Consider the following 26591-nt stretch of genomic DNA (forward strand, 5'->3'; position numbering starts at 1 on the left):
GTCACGGACGTCGGGCAGCGCACGCGAGACGATGACCGACATCGCGTAGTCGAGATAGCTGCGCTGCATCTCCGTCTCGAGCCCCACGGGCTCGACGCGCATGCCCACGCCCTCGACGGCAGCGGGCGTGCCTTCGGGCGTGACGGTGGTCTCCGGGATGTCAGGAGTAGGGGTGTCGTCGGCCATTGCTGGTCAACGTCCTTTCGCAGTTCGGTCCCTGGCGGCGGGCGGGCCGGGGAGAAGCAGGCCGACTCAGATGTCGAGGAAGCGGACGTCCTTGGCGTTGCGCTGGATGAACGAGCGCCGGGCCTCGACGTCCTCGCTCATCAGCACCGAGAAGAGGTCGTCCGCCTGAGCCGCGTCGTCCAGGGTGACCTGGCCGAGGACGCGGTGATCGACGTCCATCGTGGTGACGCGCAGCTCTTCGGCGTTCATCTCGCCAAGACCCTTGAAGCGCTGGATCGAGTCGTCCCTGATCCGCTTGCCGTTCTGCCGGCCGAGCTCGAGGAGGGCGTCGCGCTCACGGTCCGAGTACGCGTACTCGAAGTCGTCACGACCCCACTTGATCTTGTACAGCGGCGGGCGGGAGAGGTAGACGTGGCCCGCCTCGACCAGCGGACGCATAAAGCGGAAGAGGAAGGTCAGCAGCAGGGTGGAGATGTGCTGGCCGTCGACATCGGCGTCCGCCATCAGAATGATCTTGTGATAGCGCAGCTTCTCGATGTCGAAGTCCTCGTGGACTCCGGTACCGAAGGCCGAGATCAGCGCCTGAATCTCCTGGTTCTGGAGGATCTTGTCGACGCGCGCCTTCTCGACGTTGAGGATCTTGCCGCGGATCGGAAGGATCGCCTGGTACTCCGGGTTACGGCCGGACTTGGCCGAGCCGCCGGCGGAGTCACCCTCGACGATGAAGATCTCGCACTTCGCCGGGTCGTTGGACTGGCAGTCGCTGAGCTTGCCGGGGAGCGACGCGCTCTCCAGCAGGCCCTTGCGTCGTGTCAGGTCCCGGGCCTTGCGGGCGGCGACACGGGCCGTGGCGGCCTGGATGCCCTTGCGGATGATGTCCGCGGCCTCGTTGGGGTTCCGGTCGAGCCAGTCCGTCAGGTGCTCATGGGCGATCTTCTGAACGAAGGTCTTCGCCTCGGTGTTGCCCAGCTTCGTCTTCGTCTGACCCTCGAACTGCGGCTCGCCCAGCTTGACCGAGATGATCGCCGTCAGACCCTCGCGGATGTCCTCACCCGTGAGGTTGTCGTCCTTCTCCCGCAGCAGCTTCTTGTCCCGCGCGTAGCGGTTGATCAGACCCGTGAGCGCGGCGCGGAAGCCCTCTTCGTGCGTACCGCCCTCGTGAGTGTGGATGGTGTTGGCGAAGCTGTAGACACCCTCGCTGTACTGCGAGTTCCACTGCATCGCGACCTCGATCGAGAGCATCCGCTCCTTGTCCTCGGCCTCGATCGAGATCACCGAGGGGTGGACGAGGTCGCCCTTGCGGGAGTTGAGGTACTTCACGAAGTCGACGATGCCGCCCTCGTAGTAGTACCGGACCGCGAGCGGCTTGCCGTCCTCGTCGACGTGGTCGGGGCGCTCGTCGGTCAGAGAGATGGTCAGGCCCTTGTTGAGGAACGCCATCTCCTGGAAGCGCCGGGACAGCGTCTCGAAGGAGTAGTCGGTTGTCTCGAAAATGTCCGGATCTGCCCAGAAGATAACGGAAGTTCCGGTGATATCCACCGACTCGTTCTTCGCCAGCGGCGCCGTCGGCACACCGAGCTTGTAGTCCTGCGTCCACCGGTGGCCGTCAGTGCAGACCTCGACCGACACCTTGCTGGACAGGGCGTTGACCACCGAGACACCCACACCGTGCAGACCGCCGGAGACGGCATAACCGCCGCCGCCGAACTTGCCGCCGGCGTGGAGCACGGTCAGCACGACCTCGACGGCCGGCTTCCCCTCGGACGGGATGATGCCCACCGGGATACCGCGGCCGTTGTCCACGACCCGCACCCCGCCGTCGGGGAGGATCGTGACATCGATGGTGTCGGCATGCCCGGCCAATGCCTCGTCGACGGAGTTGTCGACGACCTCGTACACAAGGTGGTGCAAGCCCCGCTCACCCGTCGACCCGATGTACATGCCAGGTCGCTTGCGCACCGCGTCCAGGCCCTCGAGGACCGTGATCGCGCTCGCGTCGTACGACGGCTTGCCGGGGGTGGATGCGGTGTTGTTCTCGTTGAGATCGCCGGACTCGGCCACGAAGCGCCCTTTCTGGCACAGCACGAGCCGTCTCCAGGGCATACGGGAGCGGCTGCGTCGTTCGGTATGTTCCGCGATTGGGCGGGATTGCTCTCTAGTCTACCGGTAGCGCGGACATGAATGGGGGTTTGCGGGCGCCTGAGTCCGCATGTGCCGCCCTGAACCGCCATCCGCCGACTCCCCATATGCGCCCCAGGGGACCAAGAGGCTCACAGAGGCGCTCAGCGCTTCCGACTGTCAACCCTCCACTACCGTGAGGGACCCCCGGCTTCTGTGCGCCCCATCACCCGTAGGTGTCGCCCGGACCCTTGCTGCCGGGAGCGCGCAGCCGCCCGTAGCGCTGCGGGGGCCCGCCGGGGCCCAGTACCTTGATCAACTTGACGGTGCCCTGCCCGAGATCGCCGTTCAGACGGGCGACGAGCTGCGTAGCGAGCAGGCGGAGCTGGGTCGCCCAGGCCGTCGAATCGCATTGCACGGTCAGCACCCGCGCGTCCTCGTCGTATTTCATCGGCTCGCAGTGCTGCGCCACCTCGGGCCCCACGATCTGCGGCCAGCGGCCCATCACCCCGCCGACCGCGGCCGGCGCCTCCCAGCCCCGCTCGGTGATGAGGCGGTTGATCGCCGCGCCCAGCGGCAGCGGATCACGGCCGTCGGCCCGCGCACCGGAGCGCAGGCCTCCACGCCGGGCCTGCTTCTTCTGCTGTACGGCGGCACCGCGGGCCCGGGCCTGTTCCTTGGCGGCCCGCAACGCGACCCGCGCCAGATCCACACCCGAGGTCTCCGGCTGTGGACGGGGCTCCGGCCCGTCGGGGGTGGGCTCCGCGGGACCGCTCATGCCCGTGCCACCCTGCCGTCGGCCACCGTGAAGCGTGCGCCCGCCAGCAGACCGGGCACATCGTCGTCCACCGCCGCCGTCACCAGCACCTGCTCACCCGGGGCGACCAGCTCGGCAAGCCGCTCGCGGCGACGCTCGTCCAGCTCGGCGAACACATCGTCCAGAACGAGCACCGGCTCACCCACCCGCCGCCCGCTCTCCGACGAGGTGTCGTGCGCCAGCGGGCTCTCCGCACGCAGCAGGTCGTACGAGGCCAGGCGCAGAGCCAGCGCATACGACCAGGATTCGCCGTGGCTCGCGTACCCCTTCGCCGGAAGGCGCCCGAGTGCCAGCAGCAGATCGTCCCGGTGCGGTCCGACGAGGGTCACCCCGCGCTCGATCTCCTGCTTGCGGGCCTCACCGAGGGCGGTCATCAGCAGCGCGTAGAGGTCCTCGCGGTTGTTCGCGGCGGCGAGCCCCTCGCCGGCCGAGCTGCGGTAGTCGAGCGCCAACGGGCCGCCGCCGGGCGCCAGTTGGTCGTACGCCTTGTCGGCGAGCGGCTGCAGCGCCGCAATGAGGTCCAGACGCTGGGCGAGCAACTCCGCACCGGCCCGCGCCAGGTGCTGATCCCAGACATCGAGGGTGGACAGGTCCATGGAACGGCCGCCGTGGCGCCGTGCCATGGCGGCGCTCTTGAGCAGGGTGTTGCGCTGCTTGAGGACCCGCTCGTAGTCGGAGCGGACCCCCGCCATCCGCGGCGAACGGGCGGTGATCAGCTCGTCGAGGAAGCGCCGGCGTTCCCCCGGGTCGCCCTTGACCAGGGCGAGGTCCTCCGGTGCGAAGAGGACGGTCCGGACGATGCCGAGGATGTCGCGCGGTCGGCCCGGCGAAGAGCGGTTGATACGGGCGCGGTTGGCCTTGCCCGGGTTCAGTTCCAGCTCGACGAGCTGCTGCCGTTCGCCCTGCACAACCGAGGCCCGGATGACCGCCCGGTCGGCGCCCATCCGCACCAGCGGTGCGTCGGAGGAGACCCGATGACTGCTCAGGGTGGCCAGATAGCCGACCGCCTCGACGAGGTTGGTCTTGCCCTGGCCATTGGGACCCACGAAGGCCGAGACCCCCGGCTCCAGCGGCACTTCGGCCCGGGCGTACGAGCGGAAGTCGGCGAGCGACAGATGCGATACGTGCATGGCGCGCTGCGGCCTGCGCCGCCGGCCTCCCCTCGATGCTCGTAGGGCTCGTGCGTCCTACGCCTGTTCGACCGCGTGCCCGCCGAACTGGTTCCGGAGCGCGGCGATCATCTTCATCTGCGGCGAGTCGTCCTGGCGGGACGCGAAGCGGGCGAACAGCGACGCCGTGATAGCGGGCAGCGGCACCGCGTGGTCGATCGCCGCCTCGACGGTCCAGCGCCCCTCGCCGGAATCCTGGGCGATGCCGCGGAGCTTCTGGAGGTGCTCGTCGTCGTCCAGGGCATTGACGGCCAGATCGAGCAGCCAGGAACGAATGACCGTGCCCTCCTGCCAGCTGCGGAAGACCTCGCGGACATCGGTGACGGAACCGGCCGCCTCCAGCAGCTCCCAGCCCTCGGCGAAGGCCTGCATCATCGCGTACTCGATGCCGTTGTGGACCATCTTCGCGAAGTGGCCCGCACCGGCCTTGCCGGCGTGGACGGCGCCGCGGTCGCCCTCGGGCTTGAGCGCGTCGAAGATCGGCTGGACAGCGGCTATGTGCTCGGGCTCGCCGCCGTACATCAGCGCGTAGCCGTACTCCAGTCCCCAGACGCCGCCGGAGACGCCGCAGTCGACGAAACCGATGCCCTTCGCGCCGAGTTGCTCGGCGTGCTTCTCATCGTCCGTCCAGCGGGAGTTCCCGCCGTCGACGACGACATCTCCGGGCGAGAGAAGCTCGGCCAGGTCGTCAATGGTGCTCTGGGTCGGGCTGCCGGCCGGGACCATGATCCAGACGACCCGCGGTGCCTCGAGCGTGTCCACAAGTTCCTTGAGGCTGTGGACATCGGCGAGGTCCGGGTTGCGGTCATATCCGACGACGGTGTGGCCTGCGCGGCGGATCCGCTCGCGCATGTTGCCGCCCATCTTGCCGAGACCGACGAGACCGAGCTGCATCAGTGATCCTTTGTGACGTAGTGCCGACGTGCGTACCTGCGGTCGAGCCTACGCCCGCACCCCGACGCTCAGCTGTGGGCTCCCCGCGCTCATACGACGGGGAGCCCGGAGCATCCGGCCTGGTCAGCCGCTCAGTCGGACCGGCATGATCAGGTACTTGTACGCCTCGTCCGCCTCGGCATCCATCGCCGGCTTGCCGCTCAGCAGCGCGGGCTTGGTGGAGGTCGTGAAGGAGAGCTGGGCGACCGGGGAGTCGATGGCGCTCAGACCCTCCAGCAGGAAGCCGGGGTTGAACGCGATGGAGATGTCGTCGCCGTCCAGCTGGGCGTCGACCCGCTCCACAGCCTGCGCATCGTCGCTCGACCCGGCCTCCAGGATGAGGACACCCTGCTCGAAGCTGAGCCGGACCGGGGTGTTCCGCTCGGCGACCAACGCGACGCGCTTGACGGCGTCGACGAACGGCGCGGTCTCGATCACGGCGACGGAGTTGAACTCGGTCGGGAAGAGCGTGCGGTACTTCGGCAGGTCGCCCTCGAGCAGACGCGTGGTCGTGCGGCGCCCGGCGCCCTCGAAGCCGATCAGGCCCTCGCCCGCGCCCGAGCCTGCGAGCGCGATGCTGACGGTGTCACCACTGGTCAGCGACTTGGCGGTGTCCAGGAGGGTCTTGGCGGGCACCAGGGCGACGGCGGACACGTCCGGAGTCTCCGGCTTCCACAGGAACTCGCGGACGGCGAAGCGGTAGCGGTCGGTCGCGGCCAGCGTGACCGTGTCGCCCTCGATCTCGATCCGGACACCGGTGAGCACCGGCAGGGTGTCGTCCCGCCCGGCGGCGATGGCCACCTGGGAAGCGGCAGCGGCGAAGACCTCACCCGGGACAGTGCCCGTGGCGGTCGGCATCTGCGGCAGGGCCGGGTACTCCTCCACAGGCAGCGTGTGGAGTGTGAATCGCGAGGAGCCGCAGACCACGGTGACCCGGACGCCGTCGGTGGAGATCTCCACAGGCCTGTTGGGAAGCGCACGGCAGATGTCGGCGAGGAGGCGGCCGGAGACGAGGACGGTGCCGTCCTCCTCCACATCCGCCTCGACGGAGACGCGGGCCGAGACCTCGTAGTCGAAGCCGGACAGGCTCAGGCTGCTGTCCTCGGCCTTCAGGAGCAGGCCCGCGAGAACGGGCACCGGCGGACGGGCCGGGAGACTGCGGGCTGCCCAGGCCACCGCCTCCGCGAGTACATCGCGCTCCACCCGGATCTTCACCGGAACCGCCTCCTGCTGTGTCTGGCTCGCCCTGCTGGCCTTCTTCGTCTTCGTCGGCACGGAGTCTCCCAGCCGAAGGCAGGGCCGATGCCGGAGACCAGTCTGACGTACGCCGCCGACAGTCGTTGCCCGTCGGGGTCAAGTCAGCGGCTCGGGTGTCGGGCGGCCCGGAGGCGAGTTGTGCACAGGCCCCGTTTCCGGATGAGTTTCCCGGTAGATCTACTTGGTCGTAGTAGTAGGCCCTGTGGATACCGTGGATAACCGCGTCGGCGCAGGTCAGAGCGGATTTTTTGTCCACGGGGCCTGTGGGCGCAGCTCGTGGAAAAGTGGCTTGCGCTGTGGACACGCGAAAGTTCTGCACACGCGGTGCACAGGCCACGGCGGGTTCTCCCCAGTGCCATCCCCAGGAATACCCACCTTCTCCCCAGCCCAACCGGCCACGTTGGTGTGACGCCTTTCACTCGCCCCAGTGAGCACGGGTGTTGAGTTGCCGAACAGTGGACAAGGGTGTGGAGAAGCTGTGGGCAACTCGCCCTAGCCTGTGGGCGGGCAGTGGACAACGGGATGTGGACTCCGGGGGCCGCCTCGCCGTCCACAGTCTGTGGAACGTGGTTGACCACATTTCCACACGTGGCTGACCTCCTGTGACGGCATCCGGCGACTGCCCCCTGTGGACGCGATCTGGACAACTCGGCAGTCCCCAGGGTGTGGACGGGCGATCCGGCCGATTGCTGTGGAGAAGACACGCGAGTGCCGTTGGATTCGAACAGCGGGTGGCCCTGAAGCGGCGCGCACGTACCTCCGGAAGCGGCCGGTAAGTGATGCGGGAGCGGTTCGGAGGCCGTTTCGGAAGCGAGTGAGAGCTTGGCCCCGGACGCGGAGAATGTGTCTCAGAGAAGCACTGAGGGGCGCTCCGCGAATATCCCCGGAGCGCCCCTCGGACGCGTCGTACGGCTCCCGCCGGCCCCGCTCAGCCGTTCTTGATGCGGTTGGTGAGCTCCGTGACCTGGTTGTAGATGGAGCGCCGCTCCGCCATGAGCGCCCGGATCTTGCGGTCCGCGTGCATGACGGTCGTGTGGTCGCGGCCGCCGAACTGCGCGCCGATCTTCGGCAGAGAGAGGTCGGTCAGCTCGCGGCACAGGTACATGGCGATCTGCCGCGCCGTCACCAGCACGCGGCTGCGCGAGGAGCCGCACAGATCGTCCACCGTGAGCCCGAAGTACTGGGCGGTCTCCGCCATGATGGCGGTCGCCGTGATCTCCGGAGCCGCGTCCTCACCGCCGGGGATCAGGTCCTTGAGCACGATCTCGGTGAGTCCGAGGTCCACCGGCTGACGGTTGAGACTGGCGAAGGCCGTGACCCGGATCAGCGCCCCTTCGAGCTCGCGGATGTTCCGCGAGATCCGGGAGGCGATGAACTCCAGGACTTCCGGAGGGGCGTTGAGCTGCTCCTGTACGGCCTTCTTGCGGAGGATCGCGATCCGGGTCTCCAGCTCCGGCGGCTGGACGTCCGTGATCAAGCCCCACTCGAAGCGGTTGCGCAACCGGTCCTCGAGCGTGACGAGCTGCTTGGGCGGCCGGTCCGAGGACAGCACGATCTGCTTGTTCGCGTTGTGGAGCGTATTGAACGTGTGGAAGAACTCCTCCTGCGTCGACTCCTTGCTGGCCAGGAACTGGATGTCGTCGACGAGAAGGATGTCCATGTCGCGGTAGCGCTTGCGGAACGCGTCCGCCTTGCCGTCGCGGATGGAGTTGATGAACTCGTTGGTGAACTCCTCGGAGCTCACATAGCGCACGCGCGTGCCGGGGTAGAGGCTGCGCGCGTAGTGCCCGATCGCGTGCAGCAGGTGCGTCTTGCCCAGGCCCGACTCCCCGTAGATGAAGAGAGGGTTGTACGCCTTGGCCGGCGCCTCGGCGACGGCGACCGCTGCGGCATGCGCGAAGCGGTTGGACGCGCCGATGACGAAGGTGTCGAAGAGGTACTTGGGGTTCAGTCGCGCGGTCGGCTCACCGGGGCCGGTTGCGGGCGCGGGCTGCGCGGCGAGTGGGCCGGGAGCGCCACTGGGCGCAGGGGGGCGGCTGTGGGCAGGGTTGCCGCGGGCCGGGTTCCCGTGAGTCGGGTTCCCGTGGGCCGGGCCGCCTGTGTGGGACCTCCCGCCGGGTCCGCTTTGCTCGGGCAGGTCGCGGTGCTGGCCGTCGTACGGTGGCCGGTCGCCGCCCGGCGGGCGGTAGTCGTTCTGCGGGGACTGCGGGCGCGGCTGCTCGTAGAGCGGCGGCCGCTCCTGCTGCGGGCCGGGGCGCGGGGCCGCGTACGGATCGTGCTCGGGAAAGCCGCCGAGCCGCTGCTGCTGCCAGCCGTAGTCGTCCCGGGGACCCGGCATGCCGCCGGGCGGGCGCGGCCAGGATCCCGGCTCGGGGCGGCCCTGCTGGTACTCGGGATAGGCAGGCCGGGCGTTCGGAAGCTGGTCCGCGCCGCGCCTGTAGGCGTCGTAGCGGTCGTAGCCGTCGTACGCGCCCCGCTCGGGCTCGCGGTCCCGGTCGCGGCCCCGCTCCCGGTCCTCGCCACGGTCGAGCTCAAGGTCGTGCGGCGGTCCCTGGCGCGGTGGCTCCTCGTACCGCTGCGGCGGCTGCGGCGCAGGGCTCTGCGGCGGGGCGGGCGAGGAAGGGGCGGTCTCGGTGGCGCTGACGGTGATCGCCAAGCGGATGGACTGGCCGCACTCGCGGCTCAGCGCGTCGCTGATCAGCGGGGAGAGGCGGCCTTCCAGGACGCCCTTCGCGTACTCGTTGGGTACGGCGAGCACGGCGGTGCCGGCGACGAGGACCAGAGGCTGGCAGTCCTTGAGCCAGCGCTGATCCTTCGGTTCGATGCCCTGCCCCTCGCTCAGGAGCTGCTCCAGTACGTGTGGCCACACTGCGGCAAGATCGGCAGGTACATCAGCCACAAGGCACGCTCTCTCACTCGCTGGGTGGGGTGGCGCCGACAGGTCCCACCAATGTGTGGTTCTCGGGACGGGCGGGAAGGAATCGAAGCTCAGCAACGGTAGTCAGGGCAGCGCACGCGGTTCAAGTCGTTGTCCACAGGGTGTGTACAAATGTGCCAGGTGTTGGACGCGGGTTGTGCCCGAGGGTGTCCTCACGGCGCGTGTCGCCAGGGCACTGCTGGTTTGACCGGATGGCGTAGCCGCGCGTACCGTAACCAGGTCGAGTTGTCGATGGCTGCTGCCGCCTGCCTCCGATGGGCATGGATCACATTTCGTGATCAAGAAGCGGTGCACTCGGGCGTATTGCGAGCTACTCGTGGGCGCACGGTGACAGCCAGGCGATGTCCCGCCACCAACGATTCATTTCTGGAGCCCCCGAGTGAGCAAGCGCACCTTCCAGCCGAACAACCGTCGCCGCGCGAAGACCCACGGCTTCCGGCTGCGCATGCGCACCCGTGCCGGTCGCGCGATTCTCGCGTCCCGCCGTGGCAAGGGTCGCGCACGCCTGTCGGCCTGAGCAGCCTGACCTCAAGGTCCCTGTAGTGCTGCCTACCGAGCATCGGCTGAGGCGGCGCGAGGACTTTGCGGCCGCGGTACGCCGAGGACGCAGGGCCGGGCGCCCTCTCCTCGTCGTCCACCTTCGCAGCGCCCCTCCCTCGGAAACGAGGAGTACGGACCCGCATGCGTCTGGGGAAAACGCTCCCCCGGCACGTGCGGGTTTCGTCGTGAGCAGGGCGGTCGGCGGTGCGGTCGTCCGCAACCTGGTGAAGCGGCGGCTCCGGCATCTCATGCGGGATCGGCTGTCCCTGCTGCCCGCAGGTAGCCTGGTTGTCGTACGGGCGCTGCCCGGTGCCGGCGAGGCGGACCACGACGCGCTGGCCCGTGACCTGGACACTGCGCTGCAGCGGCTGCTCGGTGGGGCCACCCATGGCGAAGCCCAGGGGAGGGTGCAGCGATGAAGTACCCGCTGCTGTGGTTGATCAAGCTGTACCAGTGGACCATCAGCCCGCTCCTCGGGCCGGTCTGCAAGTACTACCCGTCGTGCTCGCACTACGGGTACAAAGCGATAGACGTGCACGGCGCGGTCAAGGGCACTGCCCTGACCGCCTGGCGCATCTTGCGCTGCAACCCGTGGTCGCTCGGCGGCGTCGACCACGTCCCACCCCGGAAGCATCCGGTCTGGCACCAACGGCTGCGGAGCCGGTGGAGCGGTAGCTCCGCGGAAGCGCCGGCGGAACAGCCCGAGACTCAGCCCAACGCCCAAGGAGTCTGATTCGTGGACACGATCCTCGGTCCTCTCTATACCGCAGTTTCCTGGATCATCGTCCAGTTCCACTCGCTGTACAGCCTCGTCTTCAACGAGGACAGCGGTTGGGCCTGGGGTCTGTCCATCGTTTCCCTGGTGGTGCTGATCCGTATCTGCCTGATCCCGCTCTTCGTGAAGCAGATCAAGGCGACGCGGAACATGCAGGCGCTCCAGCCGAAGATGAAGGCGATCCAGGAGCGCTACAAGAACGACAAGCAGCGCCAGTCCGAGGAGATGATGAAGCTCTATCGGGAGACGGGTACCAACCCCCTCTCGAGCTGCCTCCCGATCCTGGCGCAGTCGCCGTTCTTCATCGCCCTCTACCAGGTGCTGAACAAGATCGCCGGTGACCATGCCGTCGGTGTCATGGACCAGCAGCTGGTGGACAGCGCGCGGAGCGCCCACATCTTCGGCGCCCCGATCGCGTCGAAGTTCCTGGACAGCGCGAGCAAGATCGAGTCGCTGGGCGCGACGCTGACGGATGTCCGCGTGGTCACGGTCATCATGATCGTCATGATGTCGGCGTCGCAGTTCTACACGCAGCGCCAGCTGATGACCAAGAACGTCGACCTCACGGTGAAGACGCCGTTCATGCAGCAGCAGAAGATGCTGATGTACATCTTCCCGATCATGTTTGCCGTGTTCGGCATCAACTTCCCGGTCGGTGTCCTCGTCTACTGGCTGACCACCAACGTGTGGACCATGGGCCAGCAGATGTTCGTGATCCACCGGAACCCCACTCCTGGCAGCGTGGCCTTCAAGGCGCGCCAGGAGCGTCTGCGCGCCCAGGGCAAGCTGAAGGAGGACCCGGCGGAGGTCGAGGCCAAGAAGGCCGCGGAGTCCGCACGAGCGTCGCGGCAGCAGCCCAAGCGCCAGAGCAAGTCCAAGCGCCAGCACTCGGGCCCGGGCTCCGGCCAGGCGGCCAAGGGCACGGACTCGTCCACGGACTCGTCCGAGAAGCTGTCTCTGGAGAAGCAGGACCAGCCGGAAGACACCAAGCCGAAGCCGGCAGGTGGCTCGGCCCGATCCAAGGCCGGTCAGCGCAAGGGCTCACAGCGGCCCAAGCACCCGTCCAAGAAGTAAGGAGCCTCCAGTGACGGAAGGCACGACCTCTGCCACCGAGGGTGGCGACACCCTCACCCGCCTCGAGCAGGAGGGGGAGATCGCGGCCGACTACCTCGAGGGGCTGCTGGACATTGCGGACCTCGACGGTGACATCGACATGGATGTCGAGGCCGACCGGGCCTCGGTCTCGATCATCAGCGACTCGACCGGCCGTGACCTGCAGAAGCTGGTGGGCCGTGAAGGCGAGGTGCTGGAGGCGCTCCAGGAGCTGACGCGGCTCGCGGTGCACCGGGAGACGGGCGACCGCAGCCGCCTGATGCTGGACGTCGCCGGCTTCCGGGCTCGCAAGCGGGAGGAGCTCACCGCGCTGGGCGTCAAGGCGGTCGAGGAGGCGAAGGGCTCCGGTGAACCGGTGAAGCTGAAGCCGATGACACCGTTCGAGCGCAAGGTGGTCCACGACGCGGTGGCGGGTGCGGGCCTGCGCAGCGAGTCCGAGGGCGAGGAGCCCGAGCGCTGCGTTGTCGTACTCCCTGCCTGACCGGACCCACCCGGTCCCGTAGCGTCGCGGCCCCGCCTGATCGCCAGGCGGGGCCGCGTTTTGTCAGCCTGGACATTCAGATGCACAACAAGCCTGTATGGAAGGACGGTCACCGTGACGGAGGCAGCGGAGCTCCCCCCGGCGCCCAAAGCGGCAGAGGTGATTTTCGGTGAGCGCCTCCCAGAGGCAGTGCGGTACGCCGAATTGCTCGCGGATGCGGGGGTCAGGCGAGGGCTCATCGGACCGCGCGAGGTACCGCGGCTGTGGGAGCGGCACCTGCTGAATTGCGCGGTGCTGTCCGAGGCGGTGCCCGAGGGCGTTTCCGTGTGCGATGTGGGCTCGGGTGCCGGCCTGCCCGGAATCCCGCTCGCGCTGGTGCGTCCTGATCTGCGGATCACGCTGCTCGAGCCACTCCTGAGGCGTACGACGTTCCTGGAGGAAGTCGTCGAGCTGCTGGGCCTCGATCACGTCACGGTGGTTCGGGGCCGGGCCGAAGAGGTGCTGGGGACGCTGCCGCCGGTTCATGTCGTGACTGCGCGCGCGGTGGCGCCACTGGACCGGCTCGCAGGCTGGGGTGTACCGCTGCTGCGCCCCTACGGCGAAATGCTGGCGCTCAAGGGCGACACGGCTGAGGAAGAGCTGAAGGGTGCACGTGCCGCCCTCAGTAAGCTCGGTGTCGTGGAGTCGTCGATTCTTCACGTCGGGGAGGGCGTGGTGGACCCGTCGTCAACTGTCGTCCGCGCTGAGGTGGGTGAGAGTCCGGGCGGTGTGCGCTTCGCGGCCAAGAGGGCCAAGGCGGCCCGCACCAGCCGGACTCGACGCCGCCGTTAGGTGTGTCACCGATCGGGACAATGCTCCATACAAGCTGCCAAGACGACTCGAATCGGAGTGTCGCGACGATCTAGGGTGCCGACCCGTGCATCGTGTTTCACGTGAAACGCCGCTCACTGCTGCAGGGAATCATCAGCCGTGGTCGCGCGGCTGCCGCGACTCGCGACCATCCTCTACCGACCCGAAGACCGGATTCTGCGCCATCAGATGGCGCTGTCGATGTGGATTCATCCACAGGTGAACGGACCGCGCTGGTTCACAACCCCGAAAGCATGGCAGGCTCTGTTCATTGCGAGCCTGATGTCGAGGAGAGTGAATCCTTGCGGTCCGACGCCAACATCGCGGGACCGATGACCGACCCGGTCCCCGGTCCCCGTACCGAATCGGTGGGGGACGGCGTTTCACGTGAAACGCCACCCCCGATGGACGACACCCCCATCGGCCGCGCCGCCCAGCTTGCGGTGGAAGCGCTGGGCCGCGCGGGCGAAGGTCTGCCGCGCCCTGAGCAGACACGTGTGATCGTGGTCGCCAACCAAAAGGGCGGCGTGGGTAAGACCACCACCACGGTCAACCTCGCCGCCTCGCTTGCGCTGCATGGCGCGCGAGTGCTGGTGATCGACCTCGATCCGCAGGGGAACGCCTCCACTGCTCTGGGGGTCGACCATCACGCCGAGGTCCCCTCGGTCTACGACGTCCTCATCGAGAGTAGGCCGCTCTCGGAGGTCGTTCAGCCCGTGCCGGACGTGGAGGGGCTGTTCTGTGCCCCCGCCACCATCGATCTGGCCGGTGCTGAGATCGAACTCGTCTCGCTCGTAGCGAGGGAGAGCCGACTGCAGCGGGCGATCCAGGGCTATGAGCAGCCCCTGGACTACATCCTCATCGACTGCCCGCCGTCGCTGGGACTCCTCACGGTGAACGCCCTCGTGGCCGGCGCGGAGGTGCTGATCCCGATCCAGTGCGAGTACTACGCGCTGGAGGGCTTGGGGCAGCTGCTGCGAAACGTCGATCTGGTGCGGGGCCACCTCAACCCTCAGCTTCATGTGTCGACGATCCTGCTCACCATGTACGACGGCCGGACGCGACTTGCTTCGCAGGTCGCGGAGGAAGTGCGGAGCCACTTCGGCAATGAGGTGCTGCGGACCAGCATTCCGCGGTCGGTGAGAATCTCGGAGGCCCCCAGCTATGGCCAGACCGTGCTCACCTATGATCCAGGCTCGAGCGGCTCGCTCTCGTACCTCGAAGCGGCGCGCGAGATCGCCTTGCGGGGCGTTGGCGTGAACTATGACCCGCAGTTCGCACATGCGGCGGGCCAGAACGCTCAGCAGGACCAGCACAGCATGTCGGAGGGGACGCAGTGAGTGATCGACGTAGAGGACTGGGCCGGGGTCTTGGCGCGCTGATCCCCGCGGCTCCGCAGGGCTCGGGCGCGGTTGCGCCTGCGGTCGGCGTGGGGGCCACCTCGCCGACGGCGGTACCGACCATCGCACCGGAACGTGGAGTTGCGGCAGCCAAGGTGACCGCGCTTCCGTCGAACGGAGTTTCACGTGAAACGGAAGCTCCTGTTGCGGACGAAGCATCCGTAGACGCGAGTGTGGGCCAGCCAGAGGGAGTCCACTTCGCCGAGTTGCCGCTCGACGCGATCACGCCGAACCCGCGGCAGCCTCGTGAGGTCTTCGACGAGGACGCCCTGGCGGAACTCGTTACCTCCATCCAAGAAGTCGGCCTCCTCCAGCCAGTTGTCGTACGGCAGCTTGGGGCCGAGCGCTATGAGCTCATCATGGGTGAGCGCCGTTGGAGGGCCTGCCGTGAGGCCGGCCTGGAGCGGATCCCCGCGATCGTCCGGGCGACGGATGACGAGAAACTTCTTCTCGATGCCCTCCTGGAGAACCTCCACCGGGCACAGCTCAACCCGCTTGAAGAGGCGGCCGCCTACGACCAACTCCTCAAGGACTTCAACTGCACCCACGATCAGCTTGCGGACCGCATCGGGCGGTCGCGCCCGCAGGTCTCCAACACGCTGCGGCTGCTGAAGCTCTCTCCGTCCGTTCAGCGCCGGGTTGCTGCGGGGGTGCTCTCGGCAGGGCACGCTCGTGCACTGCTGTCGGTCGAGGATTCGGAGGAGCAGGATCGTCTGGCGCACCGGATCGTGGCCGAAGGGCTGTCGGTCCGTGCGATCGAGGAGATCGTCACCCTGATGGGGACGCGGCCGAGCAGCTCGCCGAAGGCCAAGGGGCCCCGGGCGGGCGCACGGGTGTCGCCGGCGCTCACTGACCTCGCCTCCCGGCTGTCGGATCGCTTCGAAACACGGGTGAAGGTCGACCTGGGTCAGAAGAAGGGAAAGATCGTCGTCGAGTTCGCCTCGATAGACGATCTTGAGCGAATCCTGGGCACGCTGGCTCCCGGTGAGGGCCGGGTGCTGGAGCAGGGGCTGGCGGAGGAGGCCGAGCAGGGCGTCCAGGACGACGAAGACTGAGTCTCCGGTTCCTCGTGAACCGATGGGGCGGGCCACGGTACCGACAGTGACACACGGGACTTCTGGAGAAGCCCTGTCACCGGGACACGGCCCGCCCTTTCCTTTTCCGCAGTATCGGCGCAATCGCGACGTGGGTACGATGCGTTCGGGTATGGCGCATCCACGTGGAGATACCTCATTTGGAGGAGCGGGCCATGCGATCGGTGAGCCGCGCGGGACTCGTGGCAGCAGGATTGAGCCTGGGGGCGGTCGGTGGGTTCGTCGGCAGCCTCATCAGAGAGCGTGGAGCGCTTGCGGCTGCTCGTGGAGCGGCCGTCGATGGAAGTGAGGAACAGGCTTCATGGGGCGTCGGCTCGTACCGCTCACACTGGACAATCTTCCGGACATCCCCAAACGCTGCCGGTCCTGCGTCTTCTGGGAGCTCGACCCGGTCAGCGGCGAAGCCGCACTAAAGGCCGGTCGCCCGGAGCTGGAGAAGGAAGCCTGGATTTCGGCGGTTCTTCTGGAGTGGGGCTCCTGCGGCCGGGTCGTCTATGTCGACGAGGTGCCGGTGGGCTTCGTTCTGTACGCTCCCCCGGCCTATGTACCACGCTCCACAGCATTTCCCACCAGCCCGGTGTCGCCTGACGCCGTACAACTGATGACGGGCTGGATCATGCCCGGATACCAGGGGCAGGGACTCGGGCGGGTCATTGTGCAGACCGTCGCCAAGGACCTTCTGCGGCGAGGATTCAAAGCCATCGAGGCCTTCGGTGACGCCCGGTGGAAGGAACCGGCGTGTGTGCTGCCCGCTGAGCATCTCCTGGCGGTCGGGTTCAAAACCGTGCGGCCGCACCACCGCTTCCCACGCCTAAGGCTGGAGCTGCGAACGACGATCTCCTGGAAGGAGGACGTCGAGCTGGCGCTGGACCGGCTGCTGGGCGCCGTACAGAAGGAACCGGCCCTGCGACCTCTATAGCTGCCCACAGCCGCACCAACCGACAGGTGCGTCCCAGAGGCATCGCGGCACGCAAACAGGCCCGCCCCTCAGACGGGGCGGGCCTGTTTCACGTGAAACCGGGGGCGGTCAGGAGATGAAGTCCCCCAGGTCGCGCTCGATCGCAGCCTTCGGCTTGGCGCCGACGATGGTCTTGGCAACCTCGCCGTTCTGGTAGACGTTCAGCGTCGGGATGGACATGACGCCGTACTTGGCAGCCGTGGCCGGGTTCTCGTCGATGTTGAGCTTGACGATCTCGATCTTGTCGCCGTGCTCGGCGGCGATGGCCTCCAGCGAAGGGGCGATCTGGCGGCACGGACCGCACCAGGCTGCCCAGAAGTCGACCAGCACAGGCTTGTCGCTCTTCAGGACATCCTCATCGAAGGATGCGTCGGTCACGTTCTTCAGGGCGCCGGCCATGGCGGTCTCCTTGTTGGTCGTTGCGTGAGAGAAAGCAGGATCAGAGAGCGGCGGCGGCCTTCTCGGGCTCCGCGGGCCGGGAGTCGGTGAGAGCTGCCAGGTACCGCTCGGCGTCGAGCGCCGCGGCACACCCGGTGCCCGCCGCGGTGATCGCCTGGCGGTAGGTGTGGTCCACGACGTCGCCGGCCGCAAAGACCCCGGTGACGTTGGTGCGTGTCGAGGGAGCGTCGACCTTGAGGTAGCCGTCGACGTCGAGGTCGAGCTGTCCCTTGAAGAGTTCGGTCCGCGGGTCGTGGCCGACCGCGATGAAGAGCCCTGTCACGGGAAGTTCGGACCGTTCGCCGGTCTTGGTGTTGCGCAGGGTCAGGCCGGAGAGCTTCGGGTCCCCGTGGATCTCGGCGACCTCGCTGTGCCAGGCGAAGGAGATCTTCGGGTCGGCGAAGGCACGGTCCTGCATCGCCTTGGAGGCACGCAGGGCATCCCTGCGGTGCACCACGGTGACCGACTTGGCGAAGCGCGAGAGGAACGTTGCCTCCTCCATCGCGGTGTCACCACCACCGACCACGGCGATGTCCTGGTCCTTGAAGAAGAAGCCGTCACAGGTGGCGCACCAGGAGACGCCGCGTCCGGACAGCTCGTCCTCCCGCGGCAGGCCCAGCTTGCGGTGCTGGGATCCGGTGCTGACGATTACCGCGTGAGCACGGTGGACCGTACCGGCCGAGTCCGTGACCGTCTTGATCTCACCGGACAGATCCACGGCGACGACGTCGTCCGGGATGAGCTCCGCGCCGAAACGCTCCGACTGGGCCCGCATGTTGTCCATCAGGTCCGGCCCCATGATGCCGTCCCGGAAGCCGGGGAAGTTCTCCACATCGGTGGTGTTCATCAGCGCGCCGCCGGCGGTGACGGAACCCTCGAAAACGAGGGGCTTCAGGGAGGCACGTGCGGTGTACAGCGCCGCGGTGTAGCCCGCCGGCCCGGACCCGATGATGATCACGTTACGGACGTCGCTCACGGGTGTCTTCCTCGTCTCTGCAGACTGCTGGCTGGTCCAAGCGGGACTCTTATCCCACCCAACGGATCCTACGGGGCCAGCATTCCCGGAGCGGTACGGCGCACTCGGCACGGCTCAGCCGCGCTGGTAGACGTCCTTGAGGAGAACCTCGCCAGGTCCCTGCGGCGACTTTCCGGTGCACGCGGCATCCACGACGTACACGTCGACGTGTGAGGAGTCCGAGGGGCGGGGCAGCAGCACGAGGTAGGACTCGGTGCCGCGGTAGGTGATCTCCTGGGAGGCGATGGGGTCATCGGTGCGTCCGATACCGGCCTGCACACACGAGGGCACGACGGCGTCGTCCCCGCGCATCGTGTGATCGGGGCTGGAGTCGGAGCCGAGGTCCTTGCTGCTTGCAGACGGAGGTGCCTTGGTGTCCGCGCTCTCGAGCAACCGCTGAACCTTGGGGCCGAGGCCGCTCCCAGCGAGGTCGCTCTTCTCCGTCTCGGAGCGGTCCGCCAGGGCCGGGCTGGTCGCGGCGTCGCTTCCCGAGTCGTTGATGGAGTTCACCACGACGCCTCCGAGCCCGACGGCCGCGAGGGCGCAGGCCGCACCGAAAACAGCAGTACGCCATGTGCGGCGCCCGCGGGCCTTGCGGCCCGGACCGGTGGCGGCATGCGGACGTCCCTGAGGGCGGTCTGCGGAGCGAGGCGGGCGCGTGGACGGCGCTGTTTCACGTGAAACAGCATCCGCCCCCTCGGCCCTGCCGGCGTCTCTGGACAGAGCGGCCTCTCCGGCCGCGTCGCTGTCGGTTTCACGTGAAACCGCCGGCGCCGTCGCGTCGAGAAGGGCTTCCGCCGCGAGGGCAGCATCAATGCGCCGAGCGACGTCGGCGGGCATGGTCACCGGACCCGGCAGCGTGCCGAGGAGCCCGCGGATCTCTTCGAGTGAATCGCGGATGTCCGCACACAGCTCGCAGTCGGCGAGATGCTCGCGCACCTCGGACGTACGGTCCGGCGGAAGGATGCCTTCGGCCAGAGCGGAGATATCCGCGACATCGGGGTGCTGGTCCGTGCCGGTCGAGGAAGTCACGCCCGTCCACCTCCGCCCTTCACGGCATCTGTATCCCTCGGTCCTGCCGTTGGGACGGACGTCCCCTGCGTCCGGTTCCCTCCCCCGCCCGAATTCGGATTACCCCCGTCGTCCGGGCGGAGATGCTTGAGCATCGGCAGGAGTCTGGCCCGTCCGCGCGCGCAGCGGCTCTTCACGGTGCCGGTGGGGACTCCGAGGACGTCCGCGGCCTCAGCCACGGGGTAGCCCTGCATGTCGACCAGGACCAGGGCCGCACGTTGTTCGGTGGGGAGTGTGGCGAGAGCTCCGATCAGTTCCCGGTGGAGATCGCCGCGCTCCGCTGGTGCCGCAGCGGACTCATGCGGTTCGAGGAGCTGCTCGAGCCGCTCGGTCTCCGCGATCGGCGAGGTGCGGCGGGAGGACGCCTTACGTGCCCTGTCGAGGCAGGCATTGACGGTGATCCGGTGCAGCCAGGTGGTGACAGCCGACTGGCCGCGGAAGGTGTGGGCGGCCCGGTAGGCCGATACGAGCGCGTCCTGGACAGCATCGGCGGCCTCCTCGCGGTCTCCCAGGGTGCGCAGAGCGACCGCCCAGAGCCGGTCACGATGCCGACGGACTATTTCCCCGAAGGCCTCCGGATCGCCCACCACGTGACGAGCGAGGAGGTCCTGGTCGCTCGCGGCGCCGCGTATGGCGTCGTCCACCGTCGGGCCCTCCCCTTCGCCTCGGTCCGGTCAGCCGACCGGCCGGTGATCCCCGGTTGGTCAACCGGTGATCTTGATTTCCGAGATCCCGCCGCGGAATCCGCCCGTTCCCTCCGAGGGGAGCTCAGTGATGTGGATCAGTACGTATCGCGTTCGCACCGACTTGTCGAGAGTAGTCCGGAGGCTTTCGCCGACGCTCTCCGGCTTCGTCAGACGCTGGGAGAAGTCGTCCAGCGAACTGGGCGCTGTTGCCGAGCTGTCGGCCGCGAGCACCTCCACCGTGTGGCCGGGGCGGTACATGCGGATGTCGAGCCCGGACACGTCCTTGACGCTGCCCAGGTCGAGGATCAGACCGCTGCCCTGCCGGCGCTGGGGGAGATTGCCGAAGTTGGCGTAGCCCTCGTACCGGGGCGTGACCCAGGCCGTGCCGGGGGCGCCGTCCACGGCGTCTCCGACCTTCTCCGGTGCGGTCGGGGCGGCCAGCGGGGAGAACTCGGTGGCGTCCTCGATGCGGAGAGGACTTCCCGCGTTCTTTTTGCCGTCGTCACCGGTGGACTGAGATGAGCCCGAGTCGTCGCTCCGGTGTTCGCGATCCATCAACGTGTCGGCGAGTTGCCAGCTTCCGAGCCCGAGCGCAGCGATGAGCAGCGCCGCGACCGTCCACTTGAGCACCTGGCCGGTACGAGTCTGGAGAGGCGGGGGCGGCACTGGGACAGGGCGCGAGGGGGCCGCAGGGCGGCCGTGGTTCGGCGGCTGCCGGTAGGCGCCCTGCTGGTACGCCGTGGGTTGGTACGCGGACGAGACGAAGGACGGTTCAGGCGGGCGGATGCGCGGCATCGCCGCGACCGCCTTCGCCAGCTCCTCTGGCGTGGTGCAGGGCTGTTCCTGGCGGGATGCGGTGGCTCCGTCGTTCACCAGTGCGCGCATGGCGAGGTCCGCCAAGCCGCGATGAACGCCGGCACGCACCTGGTCGGGACGGATCAGTCCGACGCCCTTCGGCAGACCGGACAGACCGTAGGCGTCCTCCTCGTACGGCCAGCGCTGGGTGAGGGCGGAGTACAGCAGTGCGCCGATCGCCTCGGTGTCGCTGCGCTGCGGGTGCTCGGAGCGGATGCCCCGCAGCGCGGCCATGACGGCGAGGCCGCGGATGCGGTACTGCCCGGAATCGGTGCGCAGCACGGAGCTGGGCGTGAGCCGGAGGTGGGAGAGCCCCTCACGGTGCGCCGCGGACATTGCCTGGGAGACCTGGCTGACGAGCTGGTACGCCTCATGGGCCTCCAGAGACCCGGCGGCGAGGACGGCGGTGAGCTCGGTGGCGTCGGGGAGCCACTCGTGCACGACGTAGACGAGGTCGTTGTCCTCGACGGCGTCGAGGACTTGCACGAACCGGGGATCGCCGAGAAGCGCGGAAGAACGTGCAGCGGCGAGAACCGGACGGGCCCGCGGATGCTCGGCGGGGAGGAGGTGTACGCCGACGGCGCGACGGAGTTTCTCGTCCACGGCACGCCAACTGCTGAATCCGTCCAGCCGGGTGACGCATTCTTCGAGCCGGTAGCGTTTGGCGAGTTTGTGGCCGCTGTGCAGTTCGGGGGGTTCCACCTCGGGCGGGGGGCTCGGATGTTCGCCCGCGCTCCCAGTCGCGTCGGCGGCAGCGGTCTCCGCATCCGCACCGGTCTTTTCCTGCGCGTCCGCCCCGTCGGCCGTGGCCTTGCCCGCCTGGGCGGTCAGCGGCTCCTCGCCGCCGGTGTCTGCCACGTCGACGGCAGCCGTACTCCGTTCCGCCACCGTCGTTCCTGCCTCCCCATCCGTTGCACGCTATCGCACCACAGCAAAGACAATTGTGCCCACAGTCCGCCGCTATGCACGACACACAATGGCGGCCAATGGTTGTGCTCGGTCAGCGTCCGAGTCGTCCGCGAACCATTCCGACCATGGCGGTCAGCTCTTCGATGCGCATACGCCGGGCAGCGGCATAGAAAACCCCGATGAGCAGAATTCCGCCGGCGACCAGGGACGTGAGCGACCCGAGGGCACCACTGCCGAGGGCCTGGGTGATGCCGTACGCCGCGCCTCCGGCCGCGAGGGCGGCGGGGATGCACGCACCGGCCAGGCGGGCGTAGGTGCGCAGGACGTGGGCCCCGTCAAGATCGCCTCCCAGGCGCTTGCGGAGCCTGCTCCAGGCGACACCCACGCCGATCGCGTACGCGAGCCCGTAGGAGGCGGCCATGCCCGTGACCGCCCACCGGGACGGCAGGACGACGAAGCACAGACCGGACGCCGCTGCGTTGACCGCCGCCACAATGACGGTGTTGTAGAACGGCGTCCTGGTGTCCTCGTAGACGTAGAAGCCGCGCAGGACGACGTACTGGACCGAGTACGGGATCAGGCCGAGGCCGAAGGCCATCAGCACGAAGCCGATGTTGCGGGCGCCCTCCGCGCCCGAACCTGCGTACAGCAGCGTGGAGATGGGGACGCCGAGCGCCAGGAAGGCGAACGCGCACGGCACGATCGCGACGGCCGAGGTGCGGAGCCCGTACGAGATGTCGTCGCGCACCGCGGCGGCGTCCTGGTCGTGGGCAGCGCGCGAAATGCGGGGCAGCACGGCGGTCATGACGGAGACGGTGATGATGGCCTGCGGCATCTGCCAGAGCAGCAGTGCGTAGTTGTAGGCCGTGATGCCTGTGCCCGTGTACCCCTCGCCTTCGGCCACCGATCCGGCCCAGGTGGCGAGCTGGGTCACGACCACCATGCCGAGTTGGTTGGCGAGGACGAAGAAGAACGTCCACTTGGCGAGCGCGAGGGTCTTGCCGAGCCCGTGGCCGCGCCAGTCGAAGCGGGGACGGATGTGGAATCCGGCGTCGCGCAGGTACGGGATCATCGCCAGGGCCTGCACGGTGAGGCCGAGCAGAGTGCCGATGCCCAACAGGCGGATGCCCTCGGGCGTGACGGTGGCGGCGCTGACTCCGGTCGAGGTGTAGCCGCCGAAGGCCCAGATGAAGGCGCCGAAGGTGGCGATGACGACGATGTTGTTGAGCACCGGGGTCCACATCATGGCGCCGAAGCGCTCCCGGGCATTGAGGATCTGCCCGAGCACGACGTGGACGCCCATGAAGAACATGGTCGGCAGGCAGTAGCGGGCGAAGGCGACCGCCACCTCCATCTGCGCCGGATCGGAGGCGATCTTCGGGGACATCACGCGGATGAAGACCGGGGCGGCCAGCACACAGACGGTGGTGACGCCGGCGAGAAGAGCCACGACCAGCGTGAGCAGGCGGTTGGCGTATGCCTCGCCGCCGTCGTCGTCGTTCTTCATCGCCCGGACCAATTGGGGGATGAAGACCGCGTTGAGCGCACCGCCGCCCACCAGGATGTAGATCATCGTCGGCAGGGTGTTGGCGATCTGGTAGGTGTCGTTGAAGGTGCCGACGCCGATCGCCGCCGCGATGACCAGCGTGCGCAGAAAACCGGTGATGCGGGAGACGATCGTCCCGGCAGCCATCAGGGCACTCGACCTGAGGATGCTCGTGGCCCGTCCGCCCGGGCGCTGCGGAGCGGGGGCAGGAGGGGGGCTCGGGGGTGGCGGCGGCTGCGGTGCCTCCATGGAAGCCTGCACCGCCGGCTGGGACGGCGGCGGGGCTACGAGAGGCTGCTGGGCCGCGGGAGGCTGTGGGGACTGCGGGGCTTGGTAGGGCTGCTGCTGGTCGCGGTAGAGATGCGCGAAGGCATCCTGCGGAGGCGCGGGGGGCTGGTTCGCGGGCGCCGCGCTGCCGACCAGGTCGTCCACGCCCACGTACTGGGTCGCCGCACTGTTGTCGCCGTAGGGCAGGTGGCGGGACGGGCCGTCCGGCTCCGGAGGCGGGGTCGGGGCCCAGAGCCGCGGGTCCGGAGCGTGGGGGGGCGCCGGAGGCTGCTGGTAGAGCGGCTGCTGGTCCGGGTAGGTCCCCGGAGGCGGCGGCGGGTGTGCGGAGCGGTCGTAGAGCGCCTCGGCGACCGGATCCTGCGCCCCGGGGTCCTGGGAGCTGTACGGGTCGTGGGCGTAGGCGTCCTGGACGTAAGGGTCCGTGGGAGGGGGCGCCGGGGCATGGCCGGCCGGGTCGTCGCCCTGGCCCTGGCCGCGCTCACCGTCGTACGGCGCGTTCATCGCTACCCCACCTCATCGTCGCCGGCCGACCGGCCCTGACATCGCTCAACGGTCCACTTTCTCACCCATGCCGGATGCCTCGCCGCTTTCCGGACCGGTGTCCGGCGTCGCGTCACCCTGCTGCTCCGGGCGGGAGTCCGACGCGTCGGGCTCTGTGTCCTGAGACGCCGGCGCCTCGGCCGGGGGTTCTTCCTGAGGGGATTCCTGTGCGGATTCTTCCGTGGACTCCGCGTCCGGCGCGGGCTCCTCGGGCTGTTCGGGGTGCGGAGATTCACCGGGCTCCGACGATTCGGGGGAATCCGGACTGTCCGTGGCCCCGCGGGCCGCGGCCCGCTTGCGCTGGGTGTACATCCTGATGCCTGCGAGCACGAGAAGCAGCACGCCACCGGCGATGACGAGCATCACAGTGGACGTGATCTCGGTGACCTTCACACGGAACGTCATCGGCGCGCCGTAGGGCATGCCGTCCTTGGTGTAGAGGCGGGCGGTCACCCAGGCTGTGCCGTTGGCGTGAGCGGTGGTGTCGAACTTCACCGACTGGCTGTGCCCGCCCTCGATCTGGACGGCCTGCTCCTGCTTGACCTCGAGCCGGTTCGGCTGGCCCGAGGTGAGGACCAGTTTCATGCCCTCGATTCCCTGGACCAGGTTGTTCTGCACGGTCACCGGGATCGTGGCGCTGCGGCCGGAGAGGGTCTGCGTCGACTTCTGGACGAGCTGGATGCTCTGGCTGAGGTCGGTGAGATAGTCCTGCACCGACCGCCGGTAGTTGGTGGCGTCACGAGCGCTCCCGCGCCAGGAATTGGACATCTCGCGCATGATCGCGTTGCCGACGGGCGTCACCACGCGGTCCGGCTGGGAGAGGATCACCTGGAACCGGTCGAGGGAGCTCTGCGTCGTCCGGGCGTCGCGGAAGGCCTCCGTCGGCAGTTCCTGCTTGCGCAGCGAACGGGGGTAGGCGCCGGCGCCGGGCACCTGCGTGGTCGCGCCGGGGTCGGGTTTTGCCTTCGCCGCGTCGCTCAGGTCCTTTGCCTGCGACCACCGCTCCTCTTCGAGGCCGGTGATCGCCTCGGCCATCGCCCGTGCCTGGGTCGCGGTGGGCATGCGCTGCGGGGCGACGACGATGCTGCGCTGCTTCCCGGGCGCCTGCATGGTGACCATGAGGGTCTGGGCGAGGAACTGCTGGACGGCGAGCGTGGAGTCCTCGGCGCGCGAGAGGTCGCCGCGGAAGGCCGTGGAGAGGCGGGCGTCCGCGGACACTGCCGTGTTGCCGCGGCCGATGGGGCGCGCCGCGGTCGGGCTGTACGGGAGGCCGCCACGCTCCCGGAGGCTGTCGCTGCGGGTGATCACATTGTGCGCGCCGGCCGAGGTGGCCACATCCACCACCGACGAGTCGATGGCGCCCTCGGCAGGCCAGGCGAAGTCGGTACGGGGCTTCCGGCCGAGGACCGTCTCCACGGTGCTGGAGGCAAGGTCGGTGGCGGACTTGAGCTGGCCCAGGGCTCCTCCGACGTCCTTGCCCCGGTGCGCCAGGGAGGCGAGGTCGGGGTCGGCGAACGGGAGCGCCACGACCTCACGGTCCTCCGTCGCCTCCTGGAAGTCCTTGAGCCACTGCTTGGCGACGGCCTGGTGCTTGCCCGCGGTGGTCGTGCCGTCGGGGTTGGCGATCTTGTAGTTCTTCGTCATGGCGTCGACCGTCGCCAGGAGGTCCGGGTCCACCACCCATGTCACCGGGAGGTTCTTCCCGAGGGAGACCATCTGCTGGAGCCGCCCGCCCGGGGCGATCTCGGCGGCGAGGGAGTCGTCGCGGAGCGTCCGCGTCTGCTCCGCATCGGAATCGGTCCGGGCGGCGAGGTGAGAGGTGGAGATCAGCGGCCAGAGATAGCTGATCCCGGTCTTCCCGTCGGCCGTATCGGGCTGCCAGGGGAGGAAGGTCCGCTCGATGCCGAGCACCTGGTCGTAGGACCTGCCCGGGGTCTGGCCGGAGAGGGAGACGCCGAGCTGGTAGATCCCGTCGCCACGGAGATCGAGATCCTCGACGGGGATGCTGAGGCTGAAGTTCTCCGTGATGCCGGACGGGAGCTTGTCGATCTCGGCCTGGTACTTGCCGGGGACCTCCGTGCCGTCCGCGCCGTAGGCGTATCCGGTGCGCTGGGAGGCGGTGTCGATGGCACTGCGGCTGTCGAGCGTCTGGCCGAGGCGCAGACCGACGTGGGCATCCGTGATCGTGGACTTGCTCTTGTTGGTGACGGTGCCCTTGACGGTGAGCGTGTCGTCGTCAGTGGGGGTCGTGGGCGTCATCGAGTCGATCGAGACGTCCACGGCGCTCGCAGTGGAGGCTGCCGGTGCGGCCTGCGAGGGGGAGGCGGCGGGAATCTGCAGCAGGCCGACGAGGAGCGGAGCTCCCAGCAGCCCGGCGACCGTCCGCCGCAGCCACTGGCGGGCGGGAGCGGATCGCGTTCCCTGGAACTGTGCCGCTTCGGCCACGCGTTTGCCCGTCCCTCGCTGTCGTCAGTGGTGGTCGTCGGATGTGCGTCCCCGCATGGTAACGAGACCCGTCGGGGCGAAGTGCTGGGGAGTGCTCCACATGATCGGATCGCCCCCTGAGCGGTCCCCGGGGAATCGAGGACGCTCCGAGAAGCCGGGCCACGTACCCT

The 26591-nt window shown here is 68.5% G+C and carries 23 protein-coding genes; 9 read left to right on the forward strand and 14 right to left on the reverse strand.

Annotated elements, in window-relative coordinates:
• The 7 genes from ACGFNH_RS23970 to dnaA form a co-directional block, all read right to left on the reverse strand.
• Window positions 1-186: hypothetical protein (locus ACGFNH_RS23970; RefSeq protein ID WP_393656908.1), on the reverse strand; the 186-nt coding region annotated here is incomplete at its 3' end.
• A gap of 66 nt (window positions 187-252) precedes the next feature.
• The gene (gene gyrB / locus ACGFNH_RS23975; protein WP_393656910.1) at window positions 253-2271 is read right to left on the reverse strand and encodes a DNA topoisomerase (ATP-hydrolyzing) subunit B; all 2019 of its coding nucleotides are present in this window, start codon (window positions 2269-2271) and stop codon (window positions 253-255) included.
• A gap of 259 nt (window positions 2272-2530) precedes the next feature.
• Complete coding sequence (locus tag ACGFNH_RS23980) at window positions 2531-3082, reverse strand: DUF721 domain-containing protein (RefSeq protein WP_393656912.1); 552 nt, start codon at window positions 3080-3082, stop codon at window positions 2531-2533.
• Window positions 3079-4251, reverse strand: a complete 1173-nt coding sequence (gene recF, locus ACGFNH_RS23985) for a DNA replication/repair protein RecF (RefSeq protein ID WP_393656914.1) — start codon at window positions 4249-4251, stop codon at window positions 3079-3081. Before recF ends, ACGFNH_RS23980 begins: the two co-directional genes overlap by 4 nt.
• A gap of 57 nt (window positions 4252-4308) precedes the next feature.
• A complete protein-coding gene (gene gnd, locus ACGFNH_RS23990) occupies window positions 4309-5184 on the reverse strand; it encodes a phosphogluconate dehydrogenase (NAD(+)-dependent, decarboxylating) (RefSeq protein ID WP_393656916.1) in 876 nt (291 codons plus the stop codon).
• Window positions 5185-5307: 123 nt separating this feature from the next.
• The gene (gene dnaN / locus ACGFNH_RS23995; RefSeq protein ID WP_393657559.1) at window positions 5308-6438 is read right to left on the reverse strand and encodes a DNA polymerase III subunit beta; all 1131 of its coding nucleotides are present in this window, start codon (window positions 6436-6438) and stop codon (window positions 5308-5310) included.
• A 970-nt stretch (window positions 6439-7408) separates the two neighbouring features.
• The gene (gene dnaA, locus ACGFNH_RS24000) at window positions 7409-9379 is read right to left on the reverse strand and encodes a chromosomal replication initiator protein DnaA (protein ID WP_393656918.1); all 1971 of its coding nucleotides are present in this window, start codon (window positions 9377-9379) and stop codon (window positions 7409-7411) included.
• A gap of 418 nt (window positions 9380-9797) precedes the next feature.
• Here dnaA and rpmH point away from each other — a divergent pair, with 418 nt between their 5' ends.
• From rpmH to ACGFNH_RS24045, 9 genes are all read left to right on the forward strand, one after another.
• On the forward strand, window positions 9798-9935 hold the full coding sequence (gene rpmH / locus ACGFNH_RS24005) for a 50S ribosomal protein L34 (RefSeq protein ID WP_003949374.1): 138 nt from the start codon (window positions 9798-9800) through the stop codon (window positions 9933-9935).
• Window positions 9936-9960: 25 nt separating this feature from the next.
• On the forward strand, window positions 9961-10377 hold the full coding sequence (gene rnpA, locus ACGFNH_RS24010; protein ID WP_393656920.1) for a ribonuclease P protein component: 417 nt from the start codon (window positions 9961-9963) through the stop codon (window positions 10375-10377).
• A complete protein-coding gene (yidD, locus tag ACGFNH_RS24015) occupies window positions 10374-10691 on the forward strand; it encodes a membrane protein insertion efficiency factor YidD (protein WP_393656922.1) in 318 nt (105 codons plus the stop codon). Before rnpA ends, yidD begins: the two co-directional genes overlap by 4 nt.
• A gap of 3 nt (window positions 10692-10694) precedes the next feature.
• The gene (yidC, locus tag ACGFNH_RS24020) at window positions 10695-11807 is read left to right on the forward strand and encodes a membrane protein insertase YidC (protein WP_393656924.1); all 1113 of its coding nucleotides are present in this window, start codon (window positions 10695-10697) and stop codon (window positions 11805-11807) included.
• 10 nt (window positions 11808-11817) lie between these two features.
• Window positions 11818-12327, forward strand: a complete 510-nt coding sequence (locus ACGFNH_RS24025) for a protein jag (RefSeq protein WP_393656926.1) — start codon at window positions 11818-11820, stop codon at window positions 12325-12327.
• 114 nt (window positions 12328-12441) lie between these two features.
• Window positions 12442-13158, forward strand: coding sequence for a 16S rRNA (guanine(527)-N(7))-methyltransferase RsmG (gene rsmG, locus ACGFNH_RS24030; RefSeq protein WP_393656928.1), 717 nt, complete (start codon window positions 12442-12444; stop codon window positions 13156-13158).
• 272 nt (window positions 13159-13430) lie between these two features.
• Complete coding sequence (locus ACGFNH_RS24035; RefSeq protein WP_393657561.1) at window positions 13431-14516, forward strand: ParA family protein; 1086 nt, start codon at window positions 13431-13433, stop codon at window positions 14514-14516.
• Window positions 14513-15631, forward strand: coding sequence for a ParB/RepB/Spo0J family partition protein (locus ACGFNH_RS24040; RefSeq protein WP_393656930.1), 1119 nt, complete (start codon window positions 14513-14515; stop codon window positions 15629-15631). The genes ACGFNH_RS24035 and ACGFNH_RS24040 overlap by 4 nt, the downstream gene beginning before the upstream one ends.
• A gap of 340 nt (window positions 15632-15971) precedes the next feature.
• Window positions 15972-16589 carry a GNAT family N-acetyltransferase gene (locus ACGFNH_RS24045; RefSeq protein WP_393656932.1) on the forward strand — a complete coding sequence of 206 codons (618 nt, stop codon included), beginning with the start codon at window positions 15972-15974 and terminating at the stop codon, window positions 16587-16589.
• A gap of 108 nt (window positions 16590-16697) precedes the next feature.
• On the opposite strand, the gene trxA is transcribed toward ACGFNH_RS24045, so the two are convergent.
• The 7 genes from trxA to ACGFNH_RS24080 form a co-directional block, all read right to left on the reverse strand.
• Window positions 16698-17027 carry a thioredoxin gene (gene trxA, locus ACGFNH_RS24050; RefSeq protein ID WP_393656933.1) on the reverse strand — a complete coding sequence of 110 codons (330 nt, stop codon included), beginning with the start codon at window positions 17025-17027 and terminating at the stop codon, window positions 16698-16700.
• Window positions 17028-17067: 40 nt separating this feature from the next.
• The gene (gene trxB / locus ACGFNH_RS24055) at window positions 17068-18042 is read right to left on the reverse strand and encodes a thioredoxin-disulfide reductase (RefSeq protein ID WP_393656935.1); all 975 of its coding nucleotides are present in this window, start codon (window positions 18040-18042) and stop codon (window positions 17068-17070) included.
• A 114-nt stretch (window positions 18043-18156) separates the two neighbouring features.
• Window positions 18157-19113: a hypothetical protein gene (locus ACGFNH_RS24060; protein WP_393656937.1), complete on the reverse strand. Its 957-nt coding sequence runs from the start codon at window positions 19111-19113 to the stop codon at window positions 18157-18159.
• A complete protein-coding gene (gene sigM, locus ACGFNH_RS24065) occupies window positions 19110-19796 on the reverse strand; it encodes an RNA polymerase sigma factor SigM (protein ID WP_393656939.1) in 687 nt (228 codons plus the stop codon). Before sigM ends, ACGFNH_RS24060 begins: the two co-directional genes overlap by 4 nt.
• Window positions 19797-19856: 60 nt before the next feature.
• Entirely contained in the window at window positions 19857-21581 is a 1725-nt protein-coding gene (locus ACGFNH_RS24070; protein ID WP_393656940.1) for a protein kinase family protein, read from the reverse strand.
• 112 nt (window positions 21582-21693) lie between these two features.
• Complete coding sequence (gene murJ, locus ACGFNH_RS24075; protein WP_393656942.1) at window positions 21694-23937, reverse strand: murein biosynthesis integral membrane protein MurJ; 2244 nt, start codon at window positions 23935-23937, stop codon at window positions 21694-21696.
• 45 nt (window positions 23938-23982) lie between these two features.
• Window positions 23983-26421 (reverse strand): DUF6049 family protein, encoded by a 2439-nt coding sequence (locus ACGFNH_RS24080; protein WP_393656944.1) that lies wholly within the window; start codon window positions 26419-26421, stop codon window positions 23983-23985.
• Window positions 26422-26591: the final 170 nt, after the last annotated feature.

This window comes from Streptomyces sp. NPDC048639 (genome assembly GCF_043199075.1).
Lineage (GTDB): Bacteria > Actinomycetota > Actinomycetes > Streptomycetales > Streptomycetaceae > Streptomyces.